The organism is Ruegeria sp. YTSC192 (assembly GCF_059609705.1).
Genome location: NZ_JBXWMG010000002.1, coordinates 78153 through 99179, shown reverse-complemented (window position 1 = coordinate 99179; position 21027 = coordinate 78153). Strand labels below are relative to the sequence as shown.

The window sequence follows — 21027 nt, the reverse complement described above, 5'->3', positions numbered from 1 at the left end:
GGGTGGTCAGTGCCAGAGATTTATTGCCTCTGGCGGGGATATTTCCAGCCAGGTGAAGGATCAAGCGCATTGTGCCATCTTCTGCGCCAGTTTCAGCGCTTCGATCAGGCTGGTTGGGTTGGCGATGCCTTGGCCTGCAATATCCAGCGCGGTGCCGTGATCGGGCGAGGTGCGGATGAAGGGCAGGCCCAGGGTGACATTCACGCCCCGGTCGAAATCCAGCGTTTTGATCGGGATCAGGGCCTGATCGTGATACATCGCGATGGCTGCATCATAGCGGCTGCGCGCGGCGGCATGGAACATCGTGTCGGCGGGATGTGGGCCGGTCACGCTGTAGCCCTCGGGCTGCAGGTTCGCCAGCATTGGGGCGATCCAGTCCAGCTCCTCGGTTCCCATTTTGCCGCCTTCGCCCGCATGGGGGTTCAGGCCAGCCACGGCGATGCGTGGTGTTTCAATACCGAACTGCGCGCGCAAACCTTTGGCGGTGATCTTGATCGTGTCGTGTAGCAGGGCCGGGGTCAGCTCTTGCGGGACGCGGGAGAGGGGGATGTGAATGGTCGCGGGCACGACGCGCAATTGATCGCTGGCCAGCATCATCACCACCCGTTCACGGCCCGCCAGCGCGGCCAGAAACTCGGTATGACCGGGGTAAGAAAAACCGGCGCCGTCGATGAGCGCCTTTTTGTGGATCGGAGCGGTACATAAGGCCGAGGCCACACCGGATTGCACAAGGGAAACGCCCTGTTCAATGGCATCAATGACCGAGGGCGCATTGGCGGGGGTGGGTTGGCCGGGCGTGTTGGGGGCTGGGAAGTCCAGTTGCAGAACCGGTAGCGCGGTTCGGGATACAACGATGGCTTCGGCCGGGTCTGTGATCGGCCGAGCAGGGGTGCCGGTGGGTAGATGTGCACTATCCCCGATGTAGACAAAGGGACAGGTGTCGCGCAATTCCGCCCATGCTTTTGCGGCGATTTCAGGGCCTATGCCCGCCGGATCGCCGCAGCTGAGCGCAATGGGCGCGCTCATTGTTCGATGATACTGGCGTCGGCGCGCAATTGTTCCAGCAGGCTGTCGGCAAAGGCCTGCAGGCGTTGTTGTGTCAGCGCATTGGCCACATCCGCGCGCGACGTGTTTTCGCCCAGATCGCGGGTGCGGTTGCACAGCATCAGGAACATCAGCGTTTGACCGTTGTTGCGTGTCAGCGTGGTTGAGACGTCGTTCGGGTCCAGCTTGGCCAGTTCAACCGCAATATCGCGCGGGATCTCGGAGGGCGCAGCATCCACGCGCTCCAGCACTTCGGCAGGCTGATCCTGTGCGATGCCGTAGAGGTCATCACAGGTGTCGATCTCTTCGCGCAGTTTCGCGGCTGCTGACAGGGTTTCAGCGCTGCGACCACCGGCCAGATAGTAGATGGCGTAGTCGATCTTGGAAAAAGAAGGCGCGCCGGTCGCAACCTCGCGCAGGCCACGCATCTGGAACAGAGCAATAGCATTGGGCAGGGCGATCGGGCTGGTGATTTCACCATCCTTCAAGCCCAGAACCACGGGCTGCAGCGCAGGAGGCAGACCGGACAGGTTGAGCCAGTCAAGACGACCGCCATTGCTGCGGGTTTCCGCAGCCGAATATTGCGCCGCCGCCGCCGAAAACGCATCAAACCCTTCGAGATTGGCGATCTCTTCGGCCAGAAGCTCGGTCTGGGCGAGGGTCTGCTGGTTTACCGGAATGATGATTTCGGACAGCAACACCTGAAGGCCGCCGCCGCCGCCCTGACCAAGCGCGCGGTTGATCTCTTCCTCAGAGGGGTTAGCCTGAGACAGAAAACGCGCGCTGACATAGTTCCGCCAAGTCAGCTGATCGGCGACGAAATCGCGCACGGTTTCCGGATCGACACCCTCATTGGCCAGCAATTGCAGGAATTGTTCGGTGCTCAGTTGCCCACGGGCTGCGAATTCATCGACCCCGGCCTGAATTGCCTCGGGTGGAACCTCGATCCCGGCTTCGCGCACAGCCTGTTTGCGCAGGCGGTCGTCGATCAGGGCCTGCCGGACTTCGGCCTCGGACCCGCCAGAGATACCGAGCGCATTCACAAATTGCTGTCGTTGTTCTAGCTCGTACCACGTGACAACGTCCTGATTGACCCGGATTGCGGGCGAAAACAGGCTTTGTGCAAAGGCCTGCGGGGCGGCGAAGGTCAGAGTCGTTGCGGCCAGGGCCGGAAGCACCAGCCGGATCGAAGCGGAACGAAGAAACCGTGAGAAAGTTGATATCAACTGCATGTTCTCTTGTAAGTGTTACCAGCGCCTTCGAGGGCGTATCCTGTCAACGATACGGTAAAGCCGAATTCGGTCGAAGGCTCAATAGTTGATGTTGAAGTAAAGCGCCGCCTTACGGACATGTTAACCTGTACGCATTCGTTTTGGTAGGTCACTCCAAGGCCCAGGCGGATGGGTTCGGATTCGTTCAGGTCATAGCGGGCTTCGGCCCGGGTCAGCCAGTTCTGGTCGATCTGATAGCGCCCGCGCAGCCAGATCTCCGAGATTTCCTCGTCGATGTTTTCAGCCGGGTCGGGTTCAAGCCAGATATAGCTGCCGATGATACCTGATCCTTCTTTCTCCCACTCTCCGCGCAGCTCGGCTTTGGCAAAACTCAGGTCGCCGTTCAGAATCCCGCGACCGGCCAAAGACCATCCGTTGGCTGTTTTAAGCTGACCGGCCAGCAGGATATCGGACGATGTGCCCTGCAACCCCGAGGTCAGCGTGAAATCCGGATCGGCATCGGCGCGGAAGACCTGACCCACCGTGGCAAGTGCCTGCCAGCCCCCGCGACCATAGCGTGCCCAGTTGACGCCCACGGCGGCGGTTGCACCGTCTTCGCGGCGATCCTCGGCGGGAAAGCGGGACAGGGACAGAAGGTTGCCCTGATCGAATTCCTGAAACGTGCTTTCGTCGATCGGCACGTCATTGTCGGACACATCCGTCCAGCCAAACTGAACGATGGGTTCCAGAAATTGCGTTGCGCCGGATTTTTCGCGGCGGGTCATCGGATAGCGCAGGGTCAGCGCGGCGCGCGGGGTCGTCCGGGTCACCTGTGTGGGAAAGTTGCTGTCGTGGCGGATATTGAACGCATCAATGGATGCGCCGACCAAGGCATCGGCCCTGAGCCCGGTCGCAAAGGTCCAGCTGCGCAGCCATTCGGCGTCAAAGGTCGTGCGCGCCACATCGCGCCCGACCACATCCGCATCGCTTGTGCGCTCATGCGCGTGGGCGATAACGTTCAGCCGCACTTCGCCACCGACGGAAGTTGGGAAATAGCGCTTTTGAAAGTTCAGGTCGAAAATGCGCGAGGGAATCTCATCCTGATCTTCACTGTCACGCAGGGTCTTGTAGTGAATGAAGCTGGTCCGGAACGCCGTATCGCGTTTTATCCGTTCGAGCGCGATTTCGCTGCGCAAGCGGTCGAAATCGGGCTGGCCGTAATCGGCCAGATAGGAATCATCCGAGGTCGTCCGCAAATCAAAGGTAAAACGATAGTCATTTTTCAGGTCGAACCAGCCGTTTGCGAACAGGTAGCCGCGATCCTGACCCGGTTGAATGTCGTCCCGGGTCTGGGCGCCTTCGATCTCGATCCGGCCATTCACGAAAGCCTGCCGATAGCGATATCCCAGCGTTTTGGTTTTCGATGAGACATAGGGCGTCAGGGTCAGGTCCTTGTGGTCGCCAATTTTGAAGAAATACGGCACCTGCACGCCGGTTCCGAGCTGCGAGGTGGTGCGGATGGACGGCACCAGAAAACCGGTCGCACGCTCCAGCGTAGGGTCGGGCAGGCGCAGATAGGGGAAGTAGAAAACGGGGAAATCCAGCACCCGCAACTGCGCCCCTTCAAAGTAAAGCTGCCGCTCTAGCGAGTCATGCGTAACCTTGCGTGCCCTGATCTGCCACAGCGGCGGGCGGCCATCGGTACAGACATGGCACGAGGTTGCGGCGATCTTACTGAATTGCGTAAAGCGCCCTCCGGCGCGGCGGGCCTGAACGGATGCGATTTGAACCTGCTGCTCGAATACAATCCGTGCGCCCACCAGCAGGCCGTTCTGCAGCCCGTTGTCCAGCTGCGCCGAATCCGCCAGCACCGTTGATTGCCCGTCCTGATCGATGCGGACGGGACCATCCAATGTCAGCTCACCCGTTTCGCGATCATAGACGATGCGACTGGCGCTGAGTTTGACGTTGCCCTGGAATGCCTCGACATTGCCCTCGGCCACCAGCTTGCGCTCGGGCGTGATAAAGATCTTGTCGGCCACAAGCAGCGCCGGCTCTTCCTCTTGGGCCGGGCTTTGGGTGACGGTCGGGTCGGTCAGGTTCTGCGCGGCCAGGCCAAGGGGCAGGGTCAGGGCCAGCAGGCTGGTCGCTGCAAACGGTAGAATACGCCGCATCAGCCGTCCTCCGCGTGCAGCAACAGGCCAAGTGAGAGCAGGATCGCGGCAAAGGGAGGTGCCCAGGCGGCGACATAGATCGGAAGCTGGCCGTTTTCGCCCAGAATTTGCGCGAAGTTGCGTATGAAATAGATCGAAAAACCCAACAGAACCGCCGTCAGCACTGCAACGCCGGTTCCGCCAAAGCGTACATGGCGCATGGTAAAGGCGGCTCCGATCAGGACCATCGAGACCAGAAACAGGGGGCGGGCAAGCTGAACTTGCAGCCAGACCTCGTATTGCTTGGTCGAAAAACCGGCCTCGGCCAGATCGCTGATCAGCTTTGGCAAATCATAGACCGAGACCGAGTCTTGCTTGCCAAGCGTGTCCAGAATGCGTTCGCGCGTCAGCGTGGTCGGCAGCTCAAGACGCTCATGCGATTCGGCATTTATTTCGGGGTTGAGGTCGTCTTGCAGGGGCCAAAGCTTGGCGTCGGTCAAAACCCATGTTCCTTTGTTCAGCTCGGCCCTCTCGGCCACGATCTGCTGGGTCGGCTTGCCATCGCCCGAGAAGGTGATGATGGTCACATCATCGAGACCCAGAGTATCTCCGTTCGATGTGCCTCGGGCGTGGATCACCGATTGGCCATTTTCCGAGCTTTGGCGCAGCCACAGCCCCTCGCGGCTGATCGACAGAGCTGAGCTGCCATCGTTGCGGTACGCGTCCGAGAGGCGCTCGAACTCTTCCGAGGTGGCGGCGGCGATCGGGTTCAACAGCGCGACAGCCAGAATGCCGATGGTCAGAGCCAGTATGACCGGGGCCACCAGCGCCCGAAGGCCCGAGCGCCCGGTGGCGCGGGTCACTACCAATTCTGAGGTGCGTGCCAACCCAACGAACAGGGCAATGGTCGACAGGATGACCAGCAGGGGCAGCATCTCGCTGATCGCGGCGGGGGTGTTCAGCAAAGTCAGGCCCAGCAATTGGCCGATGGACAGGTCGTAGTCGTCGAAGCGACGCAGCTGTTCGATCAGGTCGATCAGAATCATCAGGGTCAGAAAGATGCCGCCGATGACAACAAAGCTCTGAAGAAAGCGGCGCGCAAAATAGCGGTCAAGGATCACGGAAAGACCCTCGCAAGGCTTGAAACGCAGGGATTCACGCCGGAAACGCATCGGCATGTCATCATGCGCGACGGCGAATGCCTGCCGTTTGGTGCCACTTAGATCTCCCCCGAGCCTGCCGTTTATTTTTGCAGGACCTTAATGCAATTGGCGGGCGGGGAAAACTGCTATCTGGTCAAGTCGCGCAGCGCGGGCTAGGTCTTGGGGAACAGAATTTGAGGAGTTTGCAATGAGCAGTCTGGTTCCAATCCGTTTTGAGGCGTTTGACGTGGATGCCATGGCGCAGGCAGAGGGGCGCGTGGCGATCATCATTCCCGCCGACGGCAAGATGAGCCCCGCCGTGCGACGTGCCAATAAACTGACTCGTGGGGCCGTTGCTCGGTTGGTCGAAAGCGACCGGTTTGAAAAGGTCAAAACCGGGGATGTGATTTCTCTGGCGTGGCCGGTTGGCATGGCTGCTGACGCGCTGGACGTTGTGGTCCTGCCGCGTCGTCCCGAAACGGACGAAGCGCGCAAGGCGGGTGCGGCATTGGCAAAGCTGTCTGCGGGCAAAGACCTGTTGGTGATGGCAGGCAATCAGGTCCGCGCGGAAGATTTCGCTATGGGCATCGCGCTGCGCAGCTACGATTTCGACGCCCACAAGACCAAAGACAGCGATGCGGCAGGCTCGGTCACGATCAGCCATGGCAAGCCTGACGAGGTCGAGGCGGCGTTTACCCCTATGTATGCGGTCGCTGACGGCGTGCGGATGACCCGCGACTTGACGAATGAGCCTGCAAATATCCTGACCACCACCGAATTCGCCGACCGTCTGGACGAGATGAAGTCGCTAGGCCTTGAGGTCGAGGTGCTGGAGGAGGACAAGCTGGCCGAACTGGGCATGCGCACGCTGCTGAGTGTCGGGCAGGGCTCGGTCAGCCCGTCGAAAGTTGTGGTGATGCAGTGGAAGGGCGGCGATACGGACGATGCGCCGCTGGCTCTGGTCGGGAAGGGCGTTGTGTTCGACACCGGGGGTATCTCGCTGAAACCTGCGGGTGGCATGGAAGACATGACCATGGATATGGGCGGTGCAGGCGTTGTGGCAGGCACTTTGCGCGCGCTGGCCAAGCGCAAGGCCAGGGCCAATGTGGTCGGTCTTGTGGGTCTGGTCGAGAACATGCCCTCGGGCAATGCGACCCGTCCGGGTGATGTGGTCAAGTCAATGAAAGGCGACACGGTCGAGATCATCAACACCGATGCCGAGGGCCGTTTGGTTCTGTGCGACGTGATGTGGTATGCGCAGGAAAGGTTCTCTCCGGTCGGTATGATCGATCTGGCGACCCTGACCGGGGCGGTCATCATCGGGCTGGGGCATGAGAATGCAGGTGTCTTTTCGAACAATGACACGTTCTGTGATGCGTTCCTGAAATCAGCCAAGGCTGAGGACGAAGGCGCGTGGCGGCTGCCATTGGGCGCGGCCTATGACAAGCAGCTGAAATCGCGCATCGCGGATATGAAAAACGTGGGCGGGCGGCCTGCAGGCTCGATCACGGCGGCGCAGTTCCTGCAACGCTTCGTCAAGGAAGAAACGCCATGGATTCACCTCGATATCGCTGGTGTTGCCTCGGTCGCGGCCGAGACATCCTATGCCCCCAAAGGGGCCACAGGCTGGGGCGTTCGAGCGCTGAGCCGCTTTGTGCAGGACAATTTCGAGTAAACCCATGGGGGCCGTCTATTTCTATCACCTGACCCGTCAGCCGCTGGAGCATACTTTGCCGGTCCTGCTGGACAAGGCGCGTCAGGCCGGGTGGAAGATCGCCGTGCGGGGGGCTGATCCTGCGCGGCTGGATTGGCTGGATGAAAAACTGTGGTTGGGACCCGAGGACGGGTTCCTGCCGCATGGACGGGCCGGAGGGGCGCATGATGCGATGCAACCGATCCTGCTGACATCGGAGATGCAGGCCGCAAATGATGCCAGCTGCGTGATGGCGGTGGATGGGGCCTCGGTCGAGCCAGATGAGGTCGCCGCGCTGGACCGGGTTTGCATCCTGTTCGACGGCAATGACATGGAGGCCGTTCAACATGCGCGCGGCCAATGGAAAGCGCTGACCGGCGCGGGATGTTCAGCGCAATACTGGTCCGAGGAATCGGGCCGTTGGGAAAAGAAAGCCGAAGCCTAGCGCGCGGCCGTTGCGGAAATCAGGAGAGCGACAAATGGAAATGAAGCCTTTGGGCCGCACCGGAATCCTTGTTTCTGATCTGTGTCTTGGGACCATGACATTCGGATCACAAACCTCGGAAGCGGACTCGCATGCGCAGATGGACATGGCGCTGGCGGCCGGGATCAACTTTGTCGATGCCGCCGAGATGTACCCGGTCAATCCGGTCGCCAAAGAGACGATTGGCCGGACCGAAGAAATCCTTGGCAACTGGAATGCGGCCAATGCCGCGCGTCGGGGCGATTATGTTCTGGCCACCAAGCATTCAGGCGAGGGGCTTGGCTTTGTCCGCGATGGCGCGCCGATCACCGCTCAGACGATCCCCGAGGCGATTGAGGGCTCGCTGAAGCGTTTGAAGACCGACTATATCGATCTCTATCAGTTCCACTGGCCCAATCGCGGCAGCTATATGTTCCGGCAGAACTGGACGTTCTCTCCGACGGGGGGCAACACGGACGAGATTCTGGAGAATATGCAGGAGTGTCTGGAGGCACTTCAGGTTCAGGTCGACAAGGGCAATATCCGGGCCTTTGGTCTGTCCAACGAAAGTGCCTGGGGGACGGCGCAATGGCTGCGATTGTCCGAACAGATGGGCGCGCCAAGGGTGGCGTCGGTTCAGAACGAATATTCACTGCTGTGCCGGCTGTTTGATACGGACATGGCCGAGTTGAGCGTTTACGAAGATGTGGGCCTGATGGCGTTCTCGCCTTTGGGTGCGGGTTTGCTGACGGGCAAGTATCAGGGCGGGGCCATTCCCGAAGCCTCGCGCATGTCACTGTCGCCCGAACTGGGTGGCCGCAAGTCCGAGCGGGTGTTTGATGCGGTTGCTGTCTATTTGCAGATCGCCGCGCGGCATGGGTTGGACCCGACATTGATGGCACTGGCGTGGTGCCGGACCCGGTCGTTCATGTTGTCGGCCATCTTTGGCGCGACGACAGTGGCGCAGTTGGAGCATGTTCTGTCAGGTTTGGATTTGCGCCTGTCGGATGAGGTTCTGGCCGAGATTGAGGCTGCGCACAAAGCACATCCGATGCCATATTAACGCGTTTTGGGTTCTACCTGAATCATCAAGTGAAACGAATGCCCCGAGACCGCTGAAAGCGTGGCAGGGTATTCGTATCGTGGGTTTAGCCCGAAGCGATCTAGGGGGCGCTGCCCCCGCCGCGCGTTCCGCGCGCCTCCCCCGAGGTATTTTTAGCCAGATGAAGCGGATCCGGTCAGTGATGGGTGGGGTGCGTGCTGTCCTGTCTGAGGTCACGGGCCGACAATCCGTGGGCCGTGCGGAAGGCGCGGGCAAAGCTGGATTGTGAGGTGAACCCGGTGGCCTGGGCCACGTCCATCAACGACATGTCTGTATCGGTGACCAGACGGCGGGCCTCGGCCATGCGCAGCTGCAGGTAGTGGTCCTGCGGCGTGGTGTTCAGGCGCAGGCGGAATTGCTGCTGCAAGGTGCGCGGGCTGGTGCCCAGACGGTCGGCGATATGGGCCAGTGGTAGTGGATCGTCGAGTGCGGCCTCCATCAGGCTGTTGGCTTTTGACGTCAGCGCGGAGTGGTGGTTCGCCTTGGGCGTGGCTGTTTTGGCTTGGGTCGGAGCGCCTTGGTACAGGAACTGGTTAGAGACTCGGGCGGCAAATCCGGCACCATGGCGCGTAGCGATGATGTGAAGCATCATCTCGACCGCGGGAACCGCACCGCCTGAGGTCAGACGGTTTTCGGAGATTGCGAAACGGTTTGCCTGAACATCGACCTTGGGAAAGCGGGTTGCGAAGCTATCGAGGTCATCCCAATGGGTGGTCGCGGTGTGACCATCCAGCAGGCCGGCCTCGGCCAGCAGCCAGGGTCCTCCGTCTATTCCGGCCATGGCGGCACCCGTGGCCGCGATGCGCCGTAATCCCGCGAGAAGGCTGGGGGTTGCTTGGCGGGCGACTTGAAACCCGGCAACCACAATCATCAGGTCGCAGTTTTGCAGACGGGCCAGCGGGATGCCCGGAACGCTGAGCGCGCTGGTCAGCATGACCGGCGTATCCGTCGGTGTGACGTAGTCCCAGTCAAAGGCCGGGCGGTCCGCCAGACGGTTGGCGGCGCGCATCGGATCCACGGCCGATGCAAAGCTGAGCGTGTTGCATTCATCCAGCACCAACAGCGCCGTTTTCAGGGCGCGATGTTCCGGTTGCAGTATGTTTTTCGCGGATTTCATCAAGTTCGATTCGCATTCTGACAAGTGTTTCCACAAGGCTGCGTCACAGGCGGCGGTTGCGCAAATCGGAATCCGGGGAGAACCCTGGGGAAAACTTTGGTCAAAACTGGGTATAACCTGGGGAAAACGTTTTTGCCCTGAAAACGACCAGTATTTCATTGTTCGGACCCCAGCCGTCAGCGAGGGCCGGGCACCGTTTTTGGAATTTCTGGCCAGCGGAGTCGGCCTGCTGATCGGATGGCCGGAGCGTGTCGTTCTTGATGGCGCGACAAGCGCGTATAGCTATCGCGTCAGCCTTGATTCGGGCCTCGGATCTGGCGAATTGTACTGCGGACGGCCTGCCAGTCTTTGGCCTCTTGCGTATTTCCCGCGGCCTCACATTCGCGCATCTTTTGGGCGGCTTCTGCCTCGGCCCGGTCGCCATGCGCGGAATAGAGGGCGCGTGCATATTGAGCGGTTTGTAATGCGTCCATTGTGATCATCCTCCGTGGAAGGTCTGCGCGTTCGCGGTGTCACTATACTACACAATCAGGAAAACCGCACGATTGGCGCGTCAGCCCTGCGTGATCTCGGCCCGCAAGCTGTGCAGGTATTCAGGGAAACGGCGGGCGGTCATCTCGGCCTCGCGGATCAGGGTGTCGAAATGTCGGCTGAACATTTCGATCCGGTCGCGGTCTCGGAAGGCCATATAGTGGCTGCCCGCATAAAAGACGCAAAGAAGTGGCCCGAAGATCGTGACAGGTGCGGAATACAGGCGTTTGGCATCGAACAGATAGATGCGCAGGCGGGGATAGTGTTGTTCGCTGAGGTTCAGAAGGTGGTCGATCTGTTCAAGGCGTACATCAAGCGGCAGGCCCTCGTAGTAGCCGGTGCCGAGGGCAAAGCTGCGGATCTCATACAGAGGCATGGCGATCTCATAGTCCGACTGCGCGCTGCGCATCCAGGACAGGCGATCTTCGGACGCGCCAATCGCTTGATCCGCGGTACGGCCCAAATGCGGGGCGTATTCCCATTCGAGGATGGCCCGGGTCTTGAGCATATCGGGCAGGGTGGCGGGCACGTAACGGATTTTGTAGCCCGCCGCCTCTTGATGCCATTGGAAAATACGCTCATCGACAAGGGCGCGGGGGGCTTCTGTCATTGTCAGGGAACTGGCCAGCAGCTCGGCGGCACTTTCTGGACGGTCCGACAGGCTCAGCAGCCAATCTGCCGAGACACCCAATGCAGAGGCGCAACTGCCGACCACATGGGCGTTGGGCAAGCGGGCGCCCTCATCGGTCAACAATTGTGACACGGTCGAGCGGTCGACACCGATGTGCCGGGCAAGCGCGCTTTGGCTGACATGGGTGTCCTCCATCGCGCGGGAAAGGCGCTGGCGAAACTGGGCAGCGCGATCTCGTTTGTCTATTTTCTTAATCATGTGGTGATAAGTATCACTTTTGATGAATTTTGGTAATCATATTCAGAATTCCCAACACGCAGCCTGTTGGGTAACGCTTTTGTGACAGCAATCAAGAATAGGGTTCGGAATGGAAACGCGACGAAGATCTGTCGTGAAAGCGGTCATTTGGAATGTGATGGGGTTGGTGATGATGACGCTGGTGGGCCTGATCGCCACCGGATCAGTTGCAGTGGGCGGCGTGTTGGCGCTGGTCAACACGGCCATCGGACTGACGCTTTACATTGTTTATGAGCGGATCTGGGCCGGGATCTCGTGGGGGCGTCATGGGGAAAGCTGAACCGCCTGAATGGGGCACCTTAGCCTTGATCGTCGCATGCTATGCCGCGTGGGCATTCGCCATATTCTACGTCGCGGATTGGAGCCTGTGGCTTGCCATTCCAACGATGGGTGCTGTTGCAGCGCTTCATTCCTCGCTGACGCATGAGGCGTTGCACGGCCACCCGTTTCGTACCAAGTGGCTGAACGAGGCGCTGATGGCCTTGCCTTTGACGCTGTTCATTCCGTTCAACCGTTTTCGCGACCTGCACCTTGCGCATCATCAGGACTCGAACCTGACCGACCCCTATGATGATCCGGAAAGCAACTATCTGGACCCACAGGTCTGGGCGCAGCTGTCTGGCTGGCAAAAGAGGGTGCTTGCCGCCAACAACACCTTGTTTGGGCGCATAGTGTTGGGGCCTGCCATCGGGCAGGTGATGTTTCTGAGGGACGAATGGAAAAGCCTGATCCGCGGAGACCGAGAGGTTGCCCTTGCATGGGCGCTGCATATCCCCGGAGTTGCGGTGGTTTTGTGGGTTGTTGCGCTGTCTTCCATGCCGATTTGGGCCTATGTCATGTCGGCCTATGTCGGGTTGGGCCTTGTGAAGATCCGCACCTTCCTTGAACACCGAGCGCATGAGAAATCGCGCGCCCGAACGGTGATCGTAGAAGATCGCGGTGTTCTGGCTTTCTTGTTTCTAAACAACAATCTGCATGTGGTTCATCATATGAACCCATCGGTCCCCTGGTACAAATTGCCCGCGCTCTACCACTCCGGAAAGCAGCGGTATCAGGACTGCAACGAAACTTATGTGTATGCATCCTACGGCCAGATTATCAGAGAGTATTTCTGGCGGTCGAAAGACCCGGTTCCGCACCCCCTATGGCCAAAGCCCTGATTTAAAGACACAAGGGGGTCCATGAGTTTATGGATTCCCATCACCATCGCGGCCGCTGGTTTTCAGACGGTTCGGTTCATGCTGCAAAAATCGCTCAGCAGCGTGAAACTGTCTGCGGCCGGGGCAACTTTTGCACGCTTTGCCTATTCCTTTCCGCTGGCTCTGGTGGGGCTGGTCGTGGCCATTCAGGTCTCGGGCCTGAGCTTGCCCGAGTTGTCCGCGCGGTTCTGGGTATTTGCAGTGATCGGCGGCACCTCGCAGATTCTGGCGACGATCTGTGTGGTCGCGCTGTTCAAGCAGCGCAACTTCGCCGTCGGAATCACGTTCAAGAAAACCGAGGTCATCCAGACCGCTATGTTGGGCTTTGTGGTGCTCGGCGATCAGGTCTCGACCGGTGCGCTGGGGGCGATTGTCGTTGGGCTGCTGGCGGTGCTGCTTCTGTCCAAAACCCCCGGAGGGGACGGGGCGTGGTGGCAGTACCTGACCAATCGCGCCTCGCGGCTTGGGCTGGGGTCGGGGGTGTTGTTCGCCTTTTCGTCGGTCAGCTACCGCGGCGCCTCGCTTGAGCTAGGCGATGTCGACGCGTGGTTTCGCGCGCTGGTCACGCTGGCCGCAGTGGTCACGTTCCAATTCGTCAGCATGGGGGTCTGGCTGCTGTGGCGCGACCGGGCCGAGTTGCGCGCGGTGTGGAACACGCGCCGCACCGGCGTGTTTGTTGGCCTGACCAGCCTGAGCGGATCGTTCTGCTGGTTCTTCGCCTTCACCTTGCAGAACGCGGCCTATGTCAAAGCACTGGGGCAGGTCGAGCTATTGCTCAGCCTGTTCGCCTCGATCCTGTTTTTCCGTGAGACCATCACCCGGCGCGAGATCGCCGGGATGATGTTGTTGGGGGCGTCGATACTGGCGCTGGTGCTGGCGATCTAAAGCGTCAGCCGACTAAGCGTTTTGCGCTTTTGTCTGAGGCAAAACTATCGAAATACACGTTCGACCGTAGGGAGAGGCAGCGTATTTCGATTCAAATCAAACGCAAAGCGATCTAGCCCGCGCGACGCTCATCAAAGCTGAGGGCGATGAAGCTGGGCAGGTGATCGCCCATGCCGACAACGGCGGGGCCATGATCGTCCCTGCGGCCACGACCCCGACCTTTGGGTTCGCGAGGCTCGCGAGGTTCGCGCTCTTTCCGGGTTTCGCTGCGCTTGCTTTCGGCCGCTTTTGCGGGCCTTTCGGCTTTTGGCTTTTCGGGTTTCGGCTCTTCCTTGACCGGGTTGTCGAGGCGCGGGATTTCCTTCTGGATCAGCTTTTCAATCGCATCCAGAGCCTTTTCATCACGACCCGAGCAGATCGTTATGGCCTTGCCTTCACGCCCGGCACGACCGGTACGGCCGATGCGGTGAACGTAATCCTCGGCATGGCCGGGTACGTCGAAGTTGAACACATGGCTGACCGACGGAACATCAAGGCCCCGTGCCGCCACATCCGACGCCACCAACAGCCGCAACGATCCGTCGCGGAACCCGTCGAGTGTTTTCATCCGCTGCGACTGGTCCAGATCACCGTGGATCGCGGCCGCGTCATAACCATATTTCTTTAGCGATTTCGCGCAGATATCCACATCCGTCTTACGGTTGCAGAAGATAATCGCGTTGGTGCATTTGTCGCCTTCGGCGTCGATCAGCGCACGCAAAACCTTGCGTTTTCCGCTGGCTTCACGATCCCGGCGGCCGCCTTTGAACATCACCACGCCCTGTTCGATCGTCTCGGATGCGGTGGCCTGACGGGCGACCTCGATCCGGGCGGGGGCGGACAGGAAGGTGTCGGTGATGCGCTCAATCTCTGAGGCCATGGTGGCCGAGAAGAACAGCGTCTGGCGGGTGAACGGCGTCAGCGAGAAGATGCGTTCGATATCGGGGATGAAGCCCATATCCAGCATCCGGTCGGCCTCATCCACAACCATGATCTGCACGCCGGTCAGCAGCAGCTTGCCACGTTCGAAATGGTCCAGCAGGCGGCCCGGGGTCGCGATCAGGACATCCACGCCCCGGTCGATCAAGGCATCCTGTTCCTTGAAGCTGACACCGCCGATCAACAGCGCTTTGGTCAGCTTTACGTTCTTGGCATAGGTGTCGAAGTTCTCAGCCACCTGCGCGGCCAGTTCCCGCGTCGGGCACAGTACCAGCGAGCGCGGCATCCGCGCACGGGCGCGGCCACGGGCCAGCAGGGTGATCATCGGCAGCGTGAAGCTGGCGGTTTTCCCGGTGCCCGTCTGGGCAATGCCCAACACGTCGCGCCCTTCAAGCGCGGGTGGAATCGCGCCTTCCTGAATCGGAGTGGGAGTTTCGTATCCGGCTTCCTCAATTGCCTTGAGGACCTTCGGGTTCAGGTTCAGTTCGGTAAATTTTGTCATGTATGTCCGATTGTTGCGGACACTTGACCTGGCCCGCGCGTCTGCGTCATGCCGGGTCGATCTGACCATGCGCACCATGCGCGTTTCGGCTTGAGGGCGGACATAACAAAAACGTGGGGCGGGGTCAAATGAACTCAATCCCGCAGAGGGTCAAGCAGCACGAAAAGGCAATTAATTCAACAATTCAGCAACTTCCGGGGAAGTGTTTCGCCACTTTTTCATCCAGATGCAACGGGCGGTGCCGGATCTGACCATGCGCTTCAAGCCGGGCGCGAACGTCCGGGTCGGCAGCGCTGAGTTCATCATAAAACGCACGCAGCCCGTCGATGCCACCTTCCGATTCTATTCGGCTGAACAATTCGTTCTTGTTCAACCCGCCTTGATCGCGCGGAATATTGGGCGACATACCCGGCTGGTACGATCCACGCTCCATCCGGAAGGGGTAGTGCTTGATCCAGTGCTCCCAATCCGGGGCGTGGCGGTGGCAAAGTTCCAGTCCCGGCAGTTCGAATTTGCAAGGTAGCAGCTGCTTGTTTTGGAATAGATTGTGAATGCGAAAATTTAGCTTCTCCATCCCGGTTCGAACGATAAGCTTTCCCTGAACATGACTGAGAAACCCACCCATCACATGCGCGCCATAGGTGGGGTAGAGGGTCTGAACCAGCGGCCCCCGGTCAGGGCCGTGGGGAATATGGGCTTTGTAAAGATCGTCTGTATTGGCAATGGCCTCAAGCGGGCGCGCGCGTATGGCGGGGATGTGATCGGGTACGGTCTGCAACTGATCCCGGATCGTGCCCGAGGTCCAAAGGAACTCATCCACGTCGATATGGGCGAGCCAATCCAGTTTAGTGTTACGATAGACAAAGGTCGCGTGAACTGTCTGGCGGATCTGGTGTTTCGGAGGGCGATTGCGCCGACGCTCTTGCCAAAACGCATCATCACAAATCCGGGCGCGGATTTTCGGATGCCGTTTGAGGATTTTCCAAGCCTCGCGGTTCGGTTCATCAAAATAGATGTACATGTAATCCGCACCCAGATCGAGGTGATGGGCCGCAAACCGCAGAATATCCTGCGTCAGGCCCCGCACCATGGAGACAACACCCCATGTGGTCATCGGCGTTGCATCCGGGCAAGACGCCGCTCGCGCATCTTCTTGAGGCGGCGAAATACGGTTCCGGGATCCTTGTTCAGTTCGGTCATCAGGTGATCCGCCAGCGGCGCGATGGTCGGGTCGGTCAGCGCCTTGGTCCAGATCGGCGCGATCAGCGCCACGGCCAGCCCGCCGCGTTCCAGCGAGAAGGACTCCATCTGCAACGGCAGCGGGGCGGTGCTTTTGCCGCGAAACCAATGGGTTTCCTCGGGGCCGCGTTTTGAGAACAACCGCTCGAACTCATAAAGCTTCATCATCCCGAACAGCATCCGCAGCGCCTGACCAACCTCGCGCTGGGTCGCGGTGTCGCCGTGATCGGCAAAGGTCTGCACCGACGAGACGAGCCACCGCAGATCAAGCGCCGCAAGCAAATGCGGCGATTGCTCGGCCCAAAGCCGCCGAAACAATGCGGGCGTGTGACGCGGATAAGAGCGTTTGCGCAGATTGGCGATCAACTGGGCGTTCAGAAAGGCCAGTTCCGAATTGCCTACGAATTCAGTCGCGATCTTGGCGCGCTTCTGGTCCCACGCGGTGGCATCGTCGCTTTCTGGGGCAAGGGTTGCGCAGTCTGACACGATCTGTTGCGCCAGCGTGTTCAGATCAACGTCCAGATCGGGCAGGGGCCGAAGGCCGAACACAAAAGGGGCGCGCCTGTTTTCCAGGATCTCCAGCATGTCGGGCAGGCCGCCGGGAAAGGTCAGGTCGTCATCGCTCATGCGGGCAGAATTGCACAGCCGGGATTGGCTGTGCAATCAGGCAGTTGGATCACACCATCATCTCTTTGGTGGCCGTCAGGTTCAGCGCCGGATAGTCACGCACGACGCGGTCGATATCCCACTGCAGGCGGGTCAGATACACGATGTCACCGTCGTGGTCATTGGCGATATGCTGTTTGTTGGCGTTGACGAATTTCTCGACCTCGGCCTTCTCACCGCTGACCCAACGGGCCGAAGTGAACTGAGACGCTTCGAACCGCACTGGCAGGCCGTATTCCATCTCGATCCGGCTGGCGAGGACTTCGAACTGCAGCGCGCCGACGACGCCCACGATAAAGCCCGAGCCGATCGAGGGTTTGAACACTTTGGCCGCGCCTTCTTCGGCGAATTGCATCAGGGCTTTTTCCAGGTGCTTGGCCTTCATCGGGTCGCCCGGACGGACGGTCTGCAGCAGTTCCGGCGCGAAGGACGGGATGCCGGTCACGCGGATTGCTTCGCCTTCGGTCAACGTATCACCGATGCGCAGCTGACCATGGTTCGGGATGCCGATGATATCGCCGGCCCAGGCTTCCTCGGCCAGTTCTCGGTCCGAGGCCAGAAATAGGACAGGGTTTGAGATTGCCATCGGCTTTTTGGACCGAACATGGGTCAGTTTCATCCCACGTTTGAAATGACCCGAGGCCATGCGTACAAAGGCCACTCGGTCACGGTGTTTGGGGTCCATATTGGCCTGCACCTTGAAGACAAACCCGGCGACTTTCTTTTCCTCGGGGGAGATCTGGCGCGGCTCAGCCGATTGGATCTGCGGCTGCGGGCCATAGGCGCCGATGCCCTCCATCAGTTCTTTCACCCCGAACGAGTTTATCGCCGAACCGAACCAGATCGGGGTCATGTGCCCCTCCAACACGGCCTGAGGGTCGAGGGCGGGCAGCAATTCGCGCGCCATCTCGACCTCTTCCAGCAGCTTGTCCAGCAGATGCTCGGGCACGTGTTCGGCCAGTTTGGGGTCGTCCAGACCGTCGATCTGGATGCTTTCGGCCACCTTGTTGCGGTCGGCGCGGTCCATCAGCTCCAGCCGGTCGCGCAGCATATCGTAGCAGCCGATGAAGTCGCGGCCCACGCCGATCGGCCATGCAGCGGGCGTGACGTCGATGGCCAGCATTTCCTGAATTTCGTCAATGATCTCGAACGTATCGCGGCTTTCGCGGTCCATCTTGTTACAGAAGGTCAGGATCGGCAGATCGCGTAGGCGACAGACCTCGAACAGCTTCTGCGTCTGGCTCTCCACACCTTTCGCGCCGTCGATCACCATCACAGCTGCATCAACGGCAGTCAGCGTGCGATAGGTATCTTCCGAGAAATCGCTGTGGCCTGGGGTGTCCACCAGATTGAACCGGAAATTCCCATAATCGAAGGACATCGCCGAGGCGGAAACCGAGATGCCCCGGTCTTTTTCCATCTGCATAAAGTCCGACCGCGTCCGGCGGGCCTCGCCCTTGGCGCGCACCTGACCGGCCATCTGAATGGCGCCCCCGTACAGAAGGAACTTTTCGGTCAGCGTCGTTTTGCCCGCATCCGGGTGCGAAATGATGGCGAACGTCCGGCGACGAGCGATCTCGGGCGGCAAGACGGGTTGGTTCGAGGCGGTATCAAGCATGAGCGCGCGTATAGGCGGGGAAACCCGCCGAAGCAAGACAAACGGACTGGTTCGAATCGGCAAGCTGTGGCAAATAGAACATATAGTGAACAAATTGGAGGAGTGGACAAATGGAATTGAAAGAGATTGCAAATGAGCTTGTCGCCGGTTGTCGTGAAAACCGGACCGCTGAAAACCTGGGTAAACTCTACGCCGCAGATGCTGTTTCCGCCGAAGCGGTAGATGATGTTGGCATGGGGCGCGAGGTTCAGGGCGTGGACGCCATTCGCGGCAAACACGAGTGGTGGGACAATGCGGCAGAGGTAAGCGATGTCTCGGTCAGTGATCCGATGCTGCATGGCGATGACCGCTTTGCCGTGATTTTCAAGATCAAGGGCAAATTCATAGAAAGCGGTGAGAATTTCGATATGAGCGAGGTGGGTGTCTACCACGTGGCCGATGGCAAAATTGTGCGGGAAGAGTTCTTTTACTAGGGCCTGTTGAATTCTGGTCTTCTCTGTCTGGCTGGTGCTAGACATGCGGGCAACAACAGATAGAGGGGATCAGAATGGATCTTGGAATTCGCGGCAAGCGTGCGTTGGTATGTGCCAGCAGCAAGGGGCTTGGTCTGGGCTGTGCCGAGGCGCTGGCCGAAGCGGGCGTTGATCTGGTGATGAATGCGCGCGGTGCTGACGCGCTTGAAGCTGAAGCGGCGCGGTTACGTGCAGATCATGGCGTCTCGGTCGAGACGGTGGCCTGTGATGTGACCTCGACCGAAGGTCAGGCGCAAGTGACCCAAGCCGCGCAAGGTGTGGATATTCTGGTCACCAACGCGGGCGGGCCGCCTCCGGGGCTGTGGTCGGACTGGGATCGTGAGGATTTCATCAAGGCGCTGGATTCCAACATGCTGACACCGATTGCCTTCATGAAAGCGTTATTGCCGGGGATGATGGACAAAGGCTGGGGACGGGTGGTCAATATCACCTCACAATCCGTGCGTGCGCCGATCCCGGTTTTGGGCTTGTCGAACGCCGCGCGCACCGGGCTGACCGGTTACGTGGCCGGAACGGCGCGTCAGGTCGCCCCGCAAGGTGTGACGATCAACAATCTGCTTCCGGGGATTCACGACACCGACCGCGCCTTGTCTCTGGATACCGGTGTGTCCGATCAGCAAGGGATTTCGCTGGATGAGGCCCGCGCGGCCCGGTCTGCCACGATTCCGGCTCGACGCTACGGCACACGTCAGGAATTCGGGGCAGCCTGTGCATTCCTGTGTTCTCAACATGCGGGCTTTATCGTTGGACAGAACATCCTGCTGGATGGCGGCGCAACCAATTTGACGATGTAAGTATGGCTCAGAATTTCTCTCTCAAGGATCAATTGTTCAACGCGGAAAAGACCCGCTATCTGGCAGGTCTGTTCCATGCGGCGGACCCGGATTTCGACGCTGAGATGTTTGAAACACGGGTCATGTCGCGCCTGTTGGAACTGGAATTGAAAGAGAGAATGGTCTGGATCGCCGATTGCCTGCAACACGCGGTTCCAGGCGATCTGCCAGCCGTCGCGCCGGTGATCCTGCGCGCCTTGCCGCCGCCACTCGACCCCAGCAAAACGGATGATGATTTCGGCGATTTCATTTTTGCACCGCTTGGGGATTGGGTTGTCGCAGTTGGCGCCGCGCATCCAGAGTTGGCCCTGGACGTGCTGGAGGAACTTACACAACGCTTTTCGATGGAATGGGCGATCCGCCCATTCCTGAACAGCCACCCCGATCTGGTCTTGGCGCGGATGCAGCGTTGGAGCATGCACGACAGCTATCATGTGCGCCGTCTGGTCAGCGAAGGCACGCGGCCCCGTCTGCCATGGGGGCAGGCGGTGGGCCTTTCGCTGACCGACCCCTTACCTTTGCTGGATGGTCTGCATCGGGACAAAACGCGCTATGTGACGCGCTCGGTCGCGAACCATCTGAACGATATCACCAAAAAGGACCCCGAGCTGGTTCTGGACTGCCTGCAGCGCTGGCGCGAGGTAGGTGAGCAGGAAAAGGCAGAGCTGGAGTGGATGATCTCTCATACGCTGCGCGGTCTTGTGAAGGCGGGGCATCCGGGGGCGATGAAGATGCTGGGCTATGACCCGGATGCGGATGTCACTGCAGTCATTTCTGTTGAGGGCGAGGCCCGGATTAATGGCGCATTGACGTTCTCGGTCGATTTGAAAGGATCTGCTGATCAACCGGTTTTGGTGGATTATATCATTCATTTTCAACGTCCTACCGGGAAAACTTCGGCCAAGGTTCACAAGTTGAAACAGGCCGCGCTGAAGAACGGCGCGTTGCGTCTGGACAAACGCCACAAGCTCAAAGGCAATGCGACGACGTTCAAGCTGGTGCCCGGTGCGCATCGGCTTGAGGTTCAGGTGAACGGAAAAATCCGAGCCGGTGTCGATTTCGATCTGCTTGCGGAATAGCTGATCCCTTGCGCCGGGCGGGCGGGGTTGCTATCCCCGCTCAAGCCCGATGGAATTGATCGGGTAAGGCAACAGGACCCATCTGTGACAGGCAACGCACCTCCTCCTCGT

At 59.7% G+C, this 21027-nt stretch carries 20 protein-coding genes; 9 read left to right on the top strand and 11 right to left on the bottom strand.

What is annotated here, in order from left to right; all coding sequences use genetic code 11:
- Positions 1-60: 60 nt before the first annotated feature.
- Genes pdxA through lptG form a run of 4 tightly spaced genes read right to left on the bottom strand, consistent with a single transcriptional unit; the run spans position 61 to position 5529 of the window.
- On the bottom strand, positions 61-1026 hold the full coding sequence (gene pdxA, locus AC2FD8_RS03710; RefSeq protein WP_496854097.1) for a 4-hydroxythreonine-4-phosphate dehydrogenase PdxA: 966 nt from the start codon (positions 1024-1026) through the stop codon (positions 61-63).
- Positions 1023-2276: a peptidylprolyl isomerase gene (locus AC2FD8_RS03705; protein ID WP_496854096.1), complete on the bottom strand. Its 1254-nt coding sequence runs from the start codon at positions 2274-2276 to the stop codon at positions 1023-1025. The genes pdxA and AC2FD8_RS03705 overlap by 4 nt, the downstream gene beginning before the upstream one ends.
- Complete coding sequence (locus AC2FD8_RS03700) at positions 2267-4429, bottom strand: LPS-assembly protein LptD (RefSeq protein WP_496854095.1); 2163 nt, start codon at positions 4427-4429, stop codon at positions 2267-2269. The genes AC2FD8_RS03705 and AC2FD8_RS03700 overlap by 10 nt, the downstream gene beginning before the upstream one ends.
- Complete coding sequence (lptG, locus tag AC2FD8_RS03695; protein ID WP_496854094.1) at positions 4429-5529, bottom strand: LPS export ABC transporter permease LptG; 1101 nt, start codon at positions 5527-5529, stop codon at positions 4429-4431. Before lptG ends, AC2FD8_RS03700 begins: the two co-directional genes overlap by 1 nt.
- 229 nt (positions 5530-5758) lie before the next feature.
- On the opposite strand from lptG, the gene AC2FD8_RS03690 reads away from it, so the two are divergent.
- The 3 genes from AC2FD8_RS03690 to AC2FD8_RS03680 are packed head-to-tail and all read left to right on the top strand — an operon-like array spanning position 5759 to position 8769.
- The gene (locus AC2FD8_RS03690; protein ID WP_496854093.1) at positions 5759-7225 is read left to right on the top strand and encodes a leucyl aminopeptidase; all 1467 of its coding nucleotides are present in this window, start codon (positions 5759-5761) and stop codon (positions 7223-7225) included.
- Positions 7226-7229: 4 nt separating this feature from the next.
- Positions 7230-7688 carry a DNA polymerase III subunit chi gene (locus tag AC2FD8_RS03685; protein WP_496854092.1) on the top strand — a complete coding sequence of 153 codons (459 nt, stop codon included), beginning with the start codon at positions 7230-7232 and terminating at the stop codon, positions 7686-7688.
- A gap of 34 nt (positions 7689-7722) precedes the next feature.
- Positions 7723-8769, top strand: a complete 1047-nt coding sequence (locus tag AC2FD8_RS03680) for an aldo/keto reductase (RefSeq protein ID WP_496854091.1) — start codon at positions 7723-7725, stop codon at positions 8767-8769.
- Positions 8770-8944: 175 nt separating this feature from the next.
- Here AC2FD8_RS03680 and AC2FD8_RS03675 read toward each other — a convergent pair whose 3' ends face one another.
- From AC2FD8_RS03675 to AC2FD8_RS03665, 3 genes are all read right to left on the bottom strand, one after another.
- A complete protein-coding gene (locus AC2FD8_RS03675; protein ID WP_496854090.1) occupies positions 8945-9925 on the bottom strand; it encodes a GlxA family transcriptional regulator in 981 nt (326 codons plus the stop codon).
- A gap of 290 nt (positions 9926-10215) precedes the next feature.
- Positions 10216-10398, bottom strand: coding sequence for a hypothetical protein (locus AC2FD8_RS03670; RefSeq protein ID WP_496854089.1), 183 nt, complete (start codon positions 10396-10398; stop codon positions 10216-10218).
- A gap of 80 nt (positions 10399-10478) precedes the next feature.
- Positions 10479-11345 carry a helix-turn-helix domain-containing protein gene (locus tag AC2FD8_RS03665; RefSeq protein ID WP_496854088.1) on the bottom strand — a complete coding sequence of 289 codons (867 nt, stop codon included), beginning with the start codon at positions 11343-11345 and terminating at the stop codon, positions 10479-10481.
- Positions 11346-11454: 109 nt separating this feature from the next.
- On the opposite strand from AC2FD8_RS03665, the gene AC2FD8_RS03660 reads away from it, so the two are divergent.
- The 3 genes from AC2FD8_RS03660 to AC2FD8_RS03650 are packed head-to-tail and all read left to right on the top strand — an operon-like array spanning position 11455 to position 13468.
- Positions 11455-11664: a DUF2061 domain-containing protein gene (locus tag AC2FD8_RS03660; protein ID WP_496854087.1), complete on the top strand. Its 210-nt coding sequence runs from the start codon at positions 11455-11457 to the stop codon at positions 11662-11664.
- A complete protein-coding gene (locus tag AC2FD8_RS03655) occupies positions 11651-12544 on the top strand; it encodes a fatty acid desaturase (protein ID WP_496854086.1) in 894 nt (297 codons plus the stop codon). Before AC2FD8_RS03660 ends, AC2FD8_RS03655 begins: the two co-directional genes overlap by 14 nt.
- A 21-nt stretch (positions 12545-12565) precedes the next feature.
- Positions 12566-13468: an EamA family transporter gene (locus AC2FD8_RS03650; protein WP_496854085.1), complete on the top strand. Its 903-nt coding sequence runs from the start codon at positions 12566-12568 to the stop codon at positions 13466-13468.
- A 112-nt stretch (positions 13469-13580) separates the two neighbouring features.
- Here the strand turns inward: AC2FD8_RS03650 and AC2FD8_RS03645 are convergent, their stop codons facing one another.
- The 4 genes from AC2FD8_RS03645 to AC2FD8_RS03630 form a co-directional block, all read right to left on the bottom strand.
- Positions 13581-14948 (bottom strand): DEAD/DEAH box helicase, encoded by a 1368-nt coding sequence (locus AC2FD8_RS03645; RefSeq protein WP_496854084.1) that lies wholly within the window; start codon positions 14946-14948, stop codon positions 13581-13583.
- 184 nt (positions 14949-15132) lie between these two features.
- Positions 15133-16062, bottom strand: coding sequence for a glycosyltransferase family 2 protein (locus AC2FD8_RS03640; protein ID WP_496854083.1), 930 nt, complete (start codon positions 16060-16062; stop codon positions 15133-15135).
- The gene (locus tag AC2FD8_RS03635) at positions 16059-16814 is read right to left on the bottom strand and encodes a hypothetical protein (RefSeq protein ID WP_496854082.1); all 756 of its coding nucleotides are present in this window, start codon (positions 16812-16814) and stop codon (positions 16059-16061) included. Before AC2FD8_RS03635 ends, AC2FD8_RS03640 begins: the two co-directional genes overlap by 4 nt.
- A 49-nt stretch (positions 16815-16863) precedes the next feature.
- Entirely contained in the window at positions 16864-18471 is a 1608-nt protein-coding gene (locus tag AC2FD8_RS03630; protein ID WP_496854081.1) for a peptide chain release factor 3, read from the bottom strand.
- Positions 18472-18581: 110 nt separating this feature from the next.
- On the opposite strand from AC2FD8_RS03630, the gene AC2FD8_RS03625 reads away from it, so the two are divergent.
- The 3 genes from AC2FD8_RS03625 (at position 18582) to AC2FD8_RS03615 (ending at position 20916) form a co-directional block, all read left to right on the top strand.
- A complete protein-coding gene (locus tag AC2FD8_RS03625; protein ID WP_496854080.1) occupies positions 18582-18944 on the top strand; it encodes a SnoaL-like domain-containing protein in 363 nt (120 codons plus the stop codon).
- A 74-nt stretch (positions 18945-19018) separates the two neighbouring features.
- Positions 19019-19798, top strand: coding sequence for an SDR family oxidoreductase (locus AC2FD8_RS03620; RefSeq protein ID WP_496854079.1), 780 nt, complete (start codon positions 19019-19021; stop codon positions 19796-19798).
- 2 nt (positions 19799-19800) lie between these two features.
- A complete protein-coding gene (locus AC2FD8_RS03615) occupies positions 19801-20916 on the top strand; it encodes a YhaZ family DNA alkylation repair protein (protein WP_496854078.1) in 1116 nt (371 codons plus the stop codon).
- The last annotated feature ends 111 nt before the right edge of the window (positions 20917-21027 follow it).

Coding starts and splice junctions, on each gene's coding strand:
- pdxA (WP_496854097.1), bottom strand. CDS start 1,026: ATGAGCGCGCCCATTGCGCTCAGCTGCGGCGATCCGGCGGGCATAGGC.
- AC2FD8_RS03705 (WP_496854096.1), bottom strand. CDS start 2,276: ATGCAGTTGATATCAACTTTCTCACGGTTTCTTCGTTCCGCTTCGATC.
- AC2FD8_RS03700 (WP_496854095.1), bottom strand. CDS start 4,429: ATGCGGCGTATTCTACCGTTTGCAGCGACCAGCCTGCTGGCCCTGACC.
- AC2FD8_RS03690 (WP_496854093.1), top strand. CDS start 5,759: ATGAGCAGTCTGGTTCCAATCCGTTTTGAGGCGTTTGACGTGGATGCC.
- AC2FD8_RS03685 (WP_496854092.1), top strand. CDS start 7,230: ATGGGGGCCGTCTATTTCTATCACCTGACCCGTCAGCCGCTGGAGCAT.
- AC2FD8_RS03680 (WP_496854091.1), top strand. CDS start 7,723: ATGGAAATGAAGCCTTTGGGCCGCACCGGAATCCTTGTTTCTGATCTG.
- AC2FD8_RS03675 (WP_496854090.1), bottom strand. CDS start 9,925: ATGAAATCCGCGAAAAACATACTGCAACCGGAACATCGCGCCCTGAAA.
- AC2FD8_RS03670 (WP_496854089.1), bottom strand. CDS start 10,398: ATGGACGCATTACAAACCGCTCAATATGCACGCGCCCTCTATTCCGCG.
- AC2FD8_RS03665 (WP_496854088.1), bottom strand. CDS start 11,345: ATGATTAAGAAAATAGACAAACGAGATCGCGCTGCCCAGTTTCGCCAG.
- AC2FD8_RS03660 (WP_496854087.1), top strand. CDS start 11,455: ATGGAAACGCGACGAAGATCTGTCGTGAAAGCGGTCATTTGGAATGTG.
- AC2FD8_RS03655 (WP_496854086.1), top strand. CDS start 11,651: ATGGGGAAAGCTGAACCGCCTGAATGGGGCACCTTAGCCTTGATCGTC.
- AC2FD8_RS03650 (WP_496854085.1), top strand. CDS start 12,566: ATGAGTTTATGGATTCCCATCACCATCGCGGCCGCTGGTTTTCAGACG.
- AC2FD8_RS03645 (WP_496854084.1), bottom strand. CDS start 14,948: ATGACAAAATTTACCGAACTGAACCTGAACCCGAAGGTCCTCAAGGCA.
- AC2FD8_RS03640 (WP_496854083.1), bottom strand. CDS start 16,062: ATGACCACATGGGGTGTTGTCTCCATGGTGCGGGGCCTGACGCAGGAT.
- AC2FD8_RS03635 (WP_496854082.1), bottom strand. CDS start 16,814: ATGAGCGATGACGACCTGACCTTTCCCGGCGGCCTGCCCGACATGCTG.
- AC2FD8_RS03630 (WP_496854081.1), bottom strand. CDS start 18,471: ATGCTTGATACCGCCTCGAACCAACCCGTCTTGCCGCCCGAGATCGCT.
- AC2FD8_RS03625 (WP_496854080.1), top strand. CDS start 18,582: ATGGAATTGAAAGAGATTGCAAATGAGCTTGTCGCCGGTTGTCGTGAA.
- AC2FD8_RS03620 (WP_496854079.1), top strand. CDS start 19,019: ATGGATCTTGGAATTCGCGGCAAGCGTGCGTTGGTATGTGCCAGCAGC.
- AC2FD8_RS03615 (WP_496854078.1), top strand. CDS start 19,801: ATGGCTCAGAATTTCTCTCTCAAGGATCAATTGTTCAACGCGGAAAAG.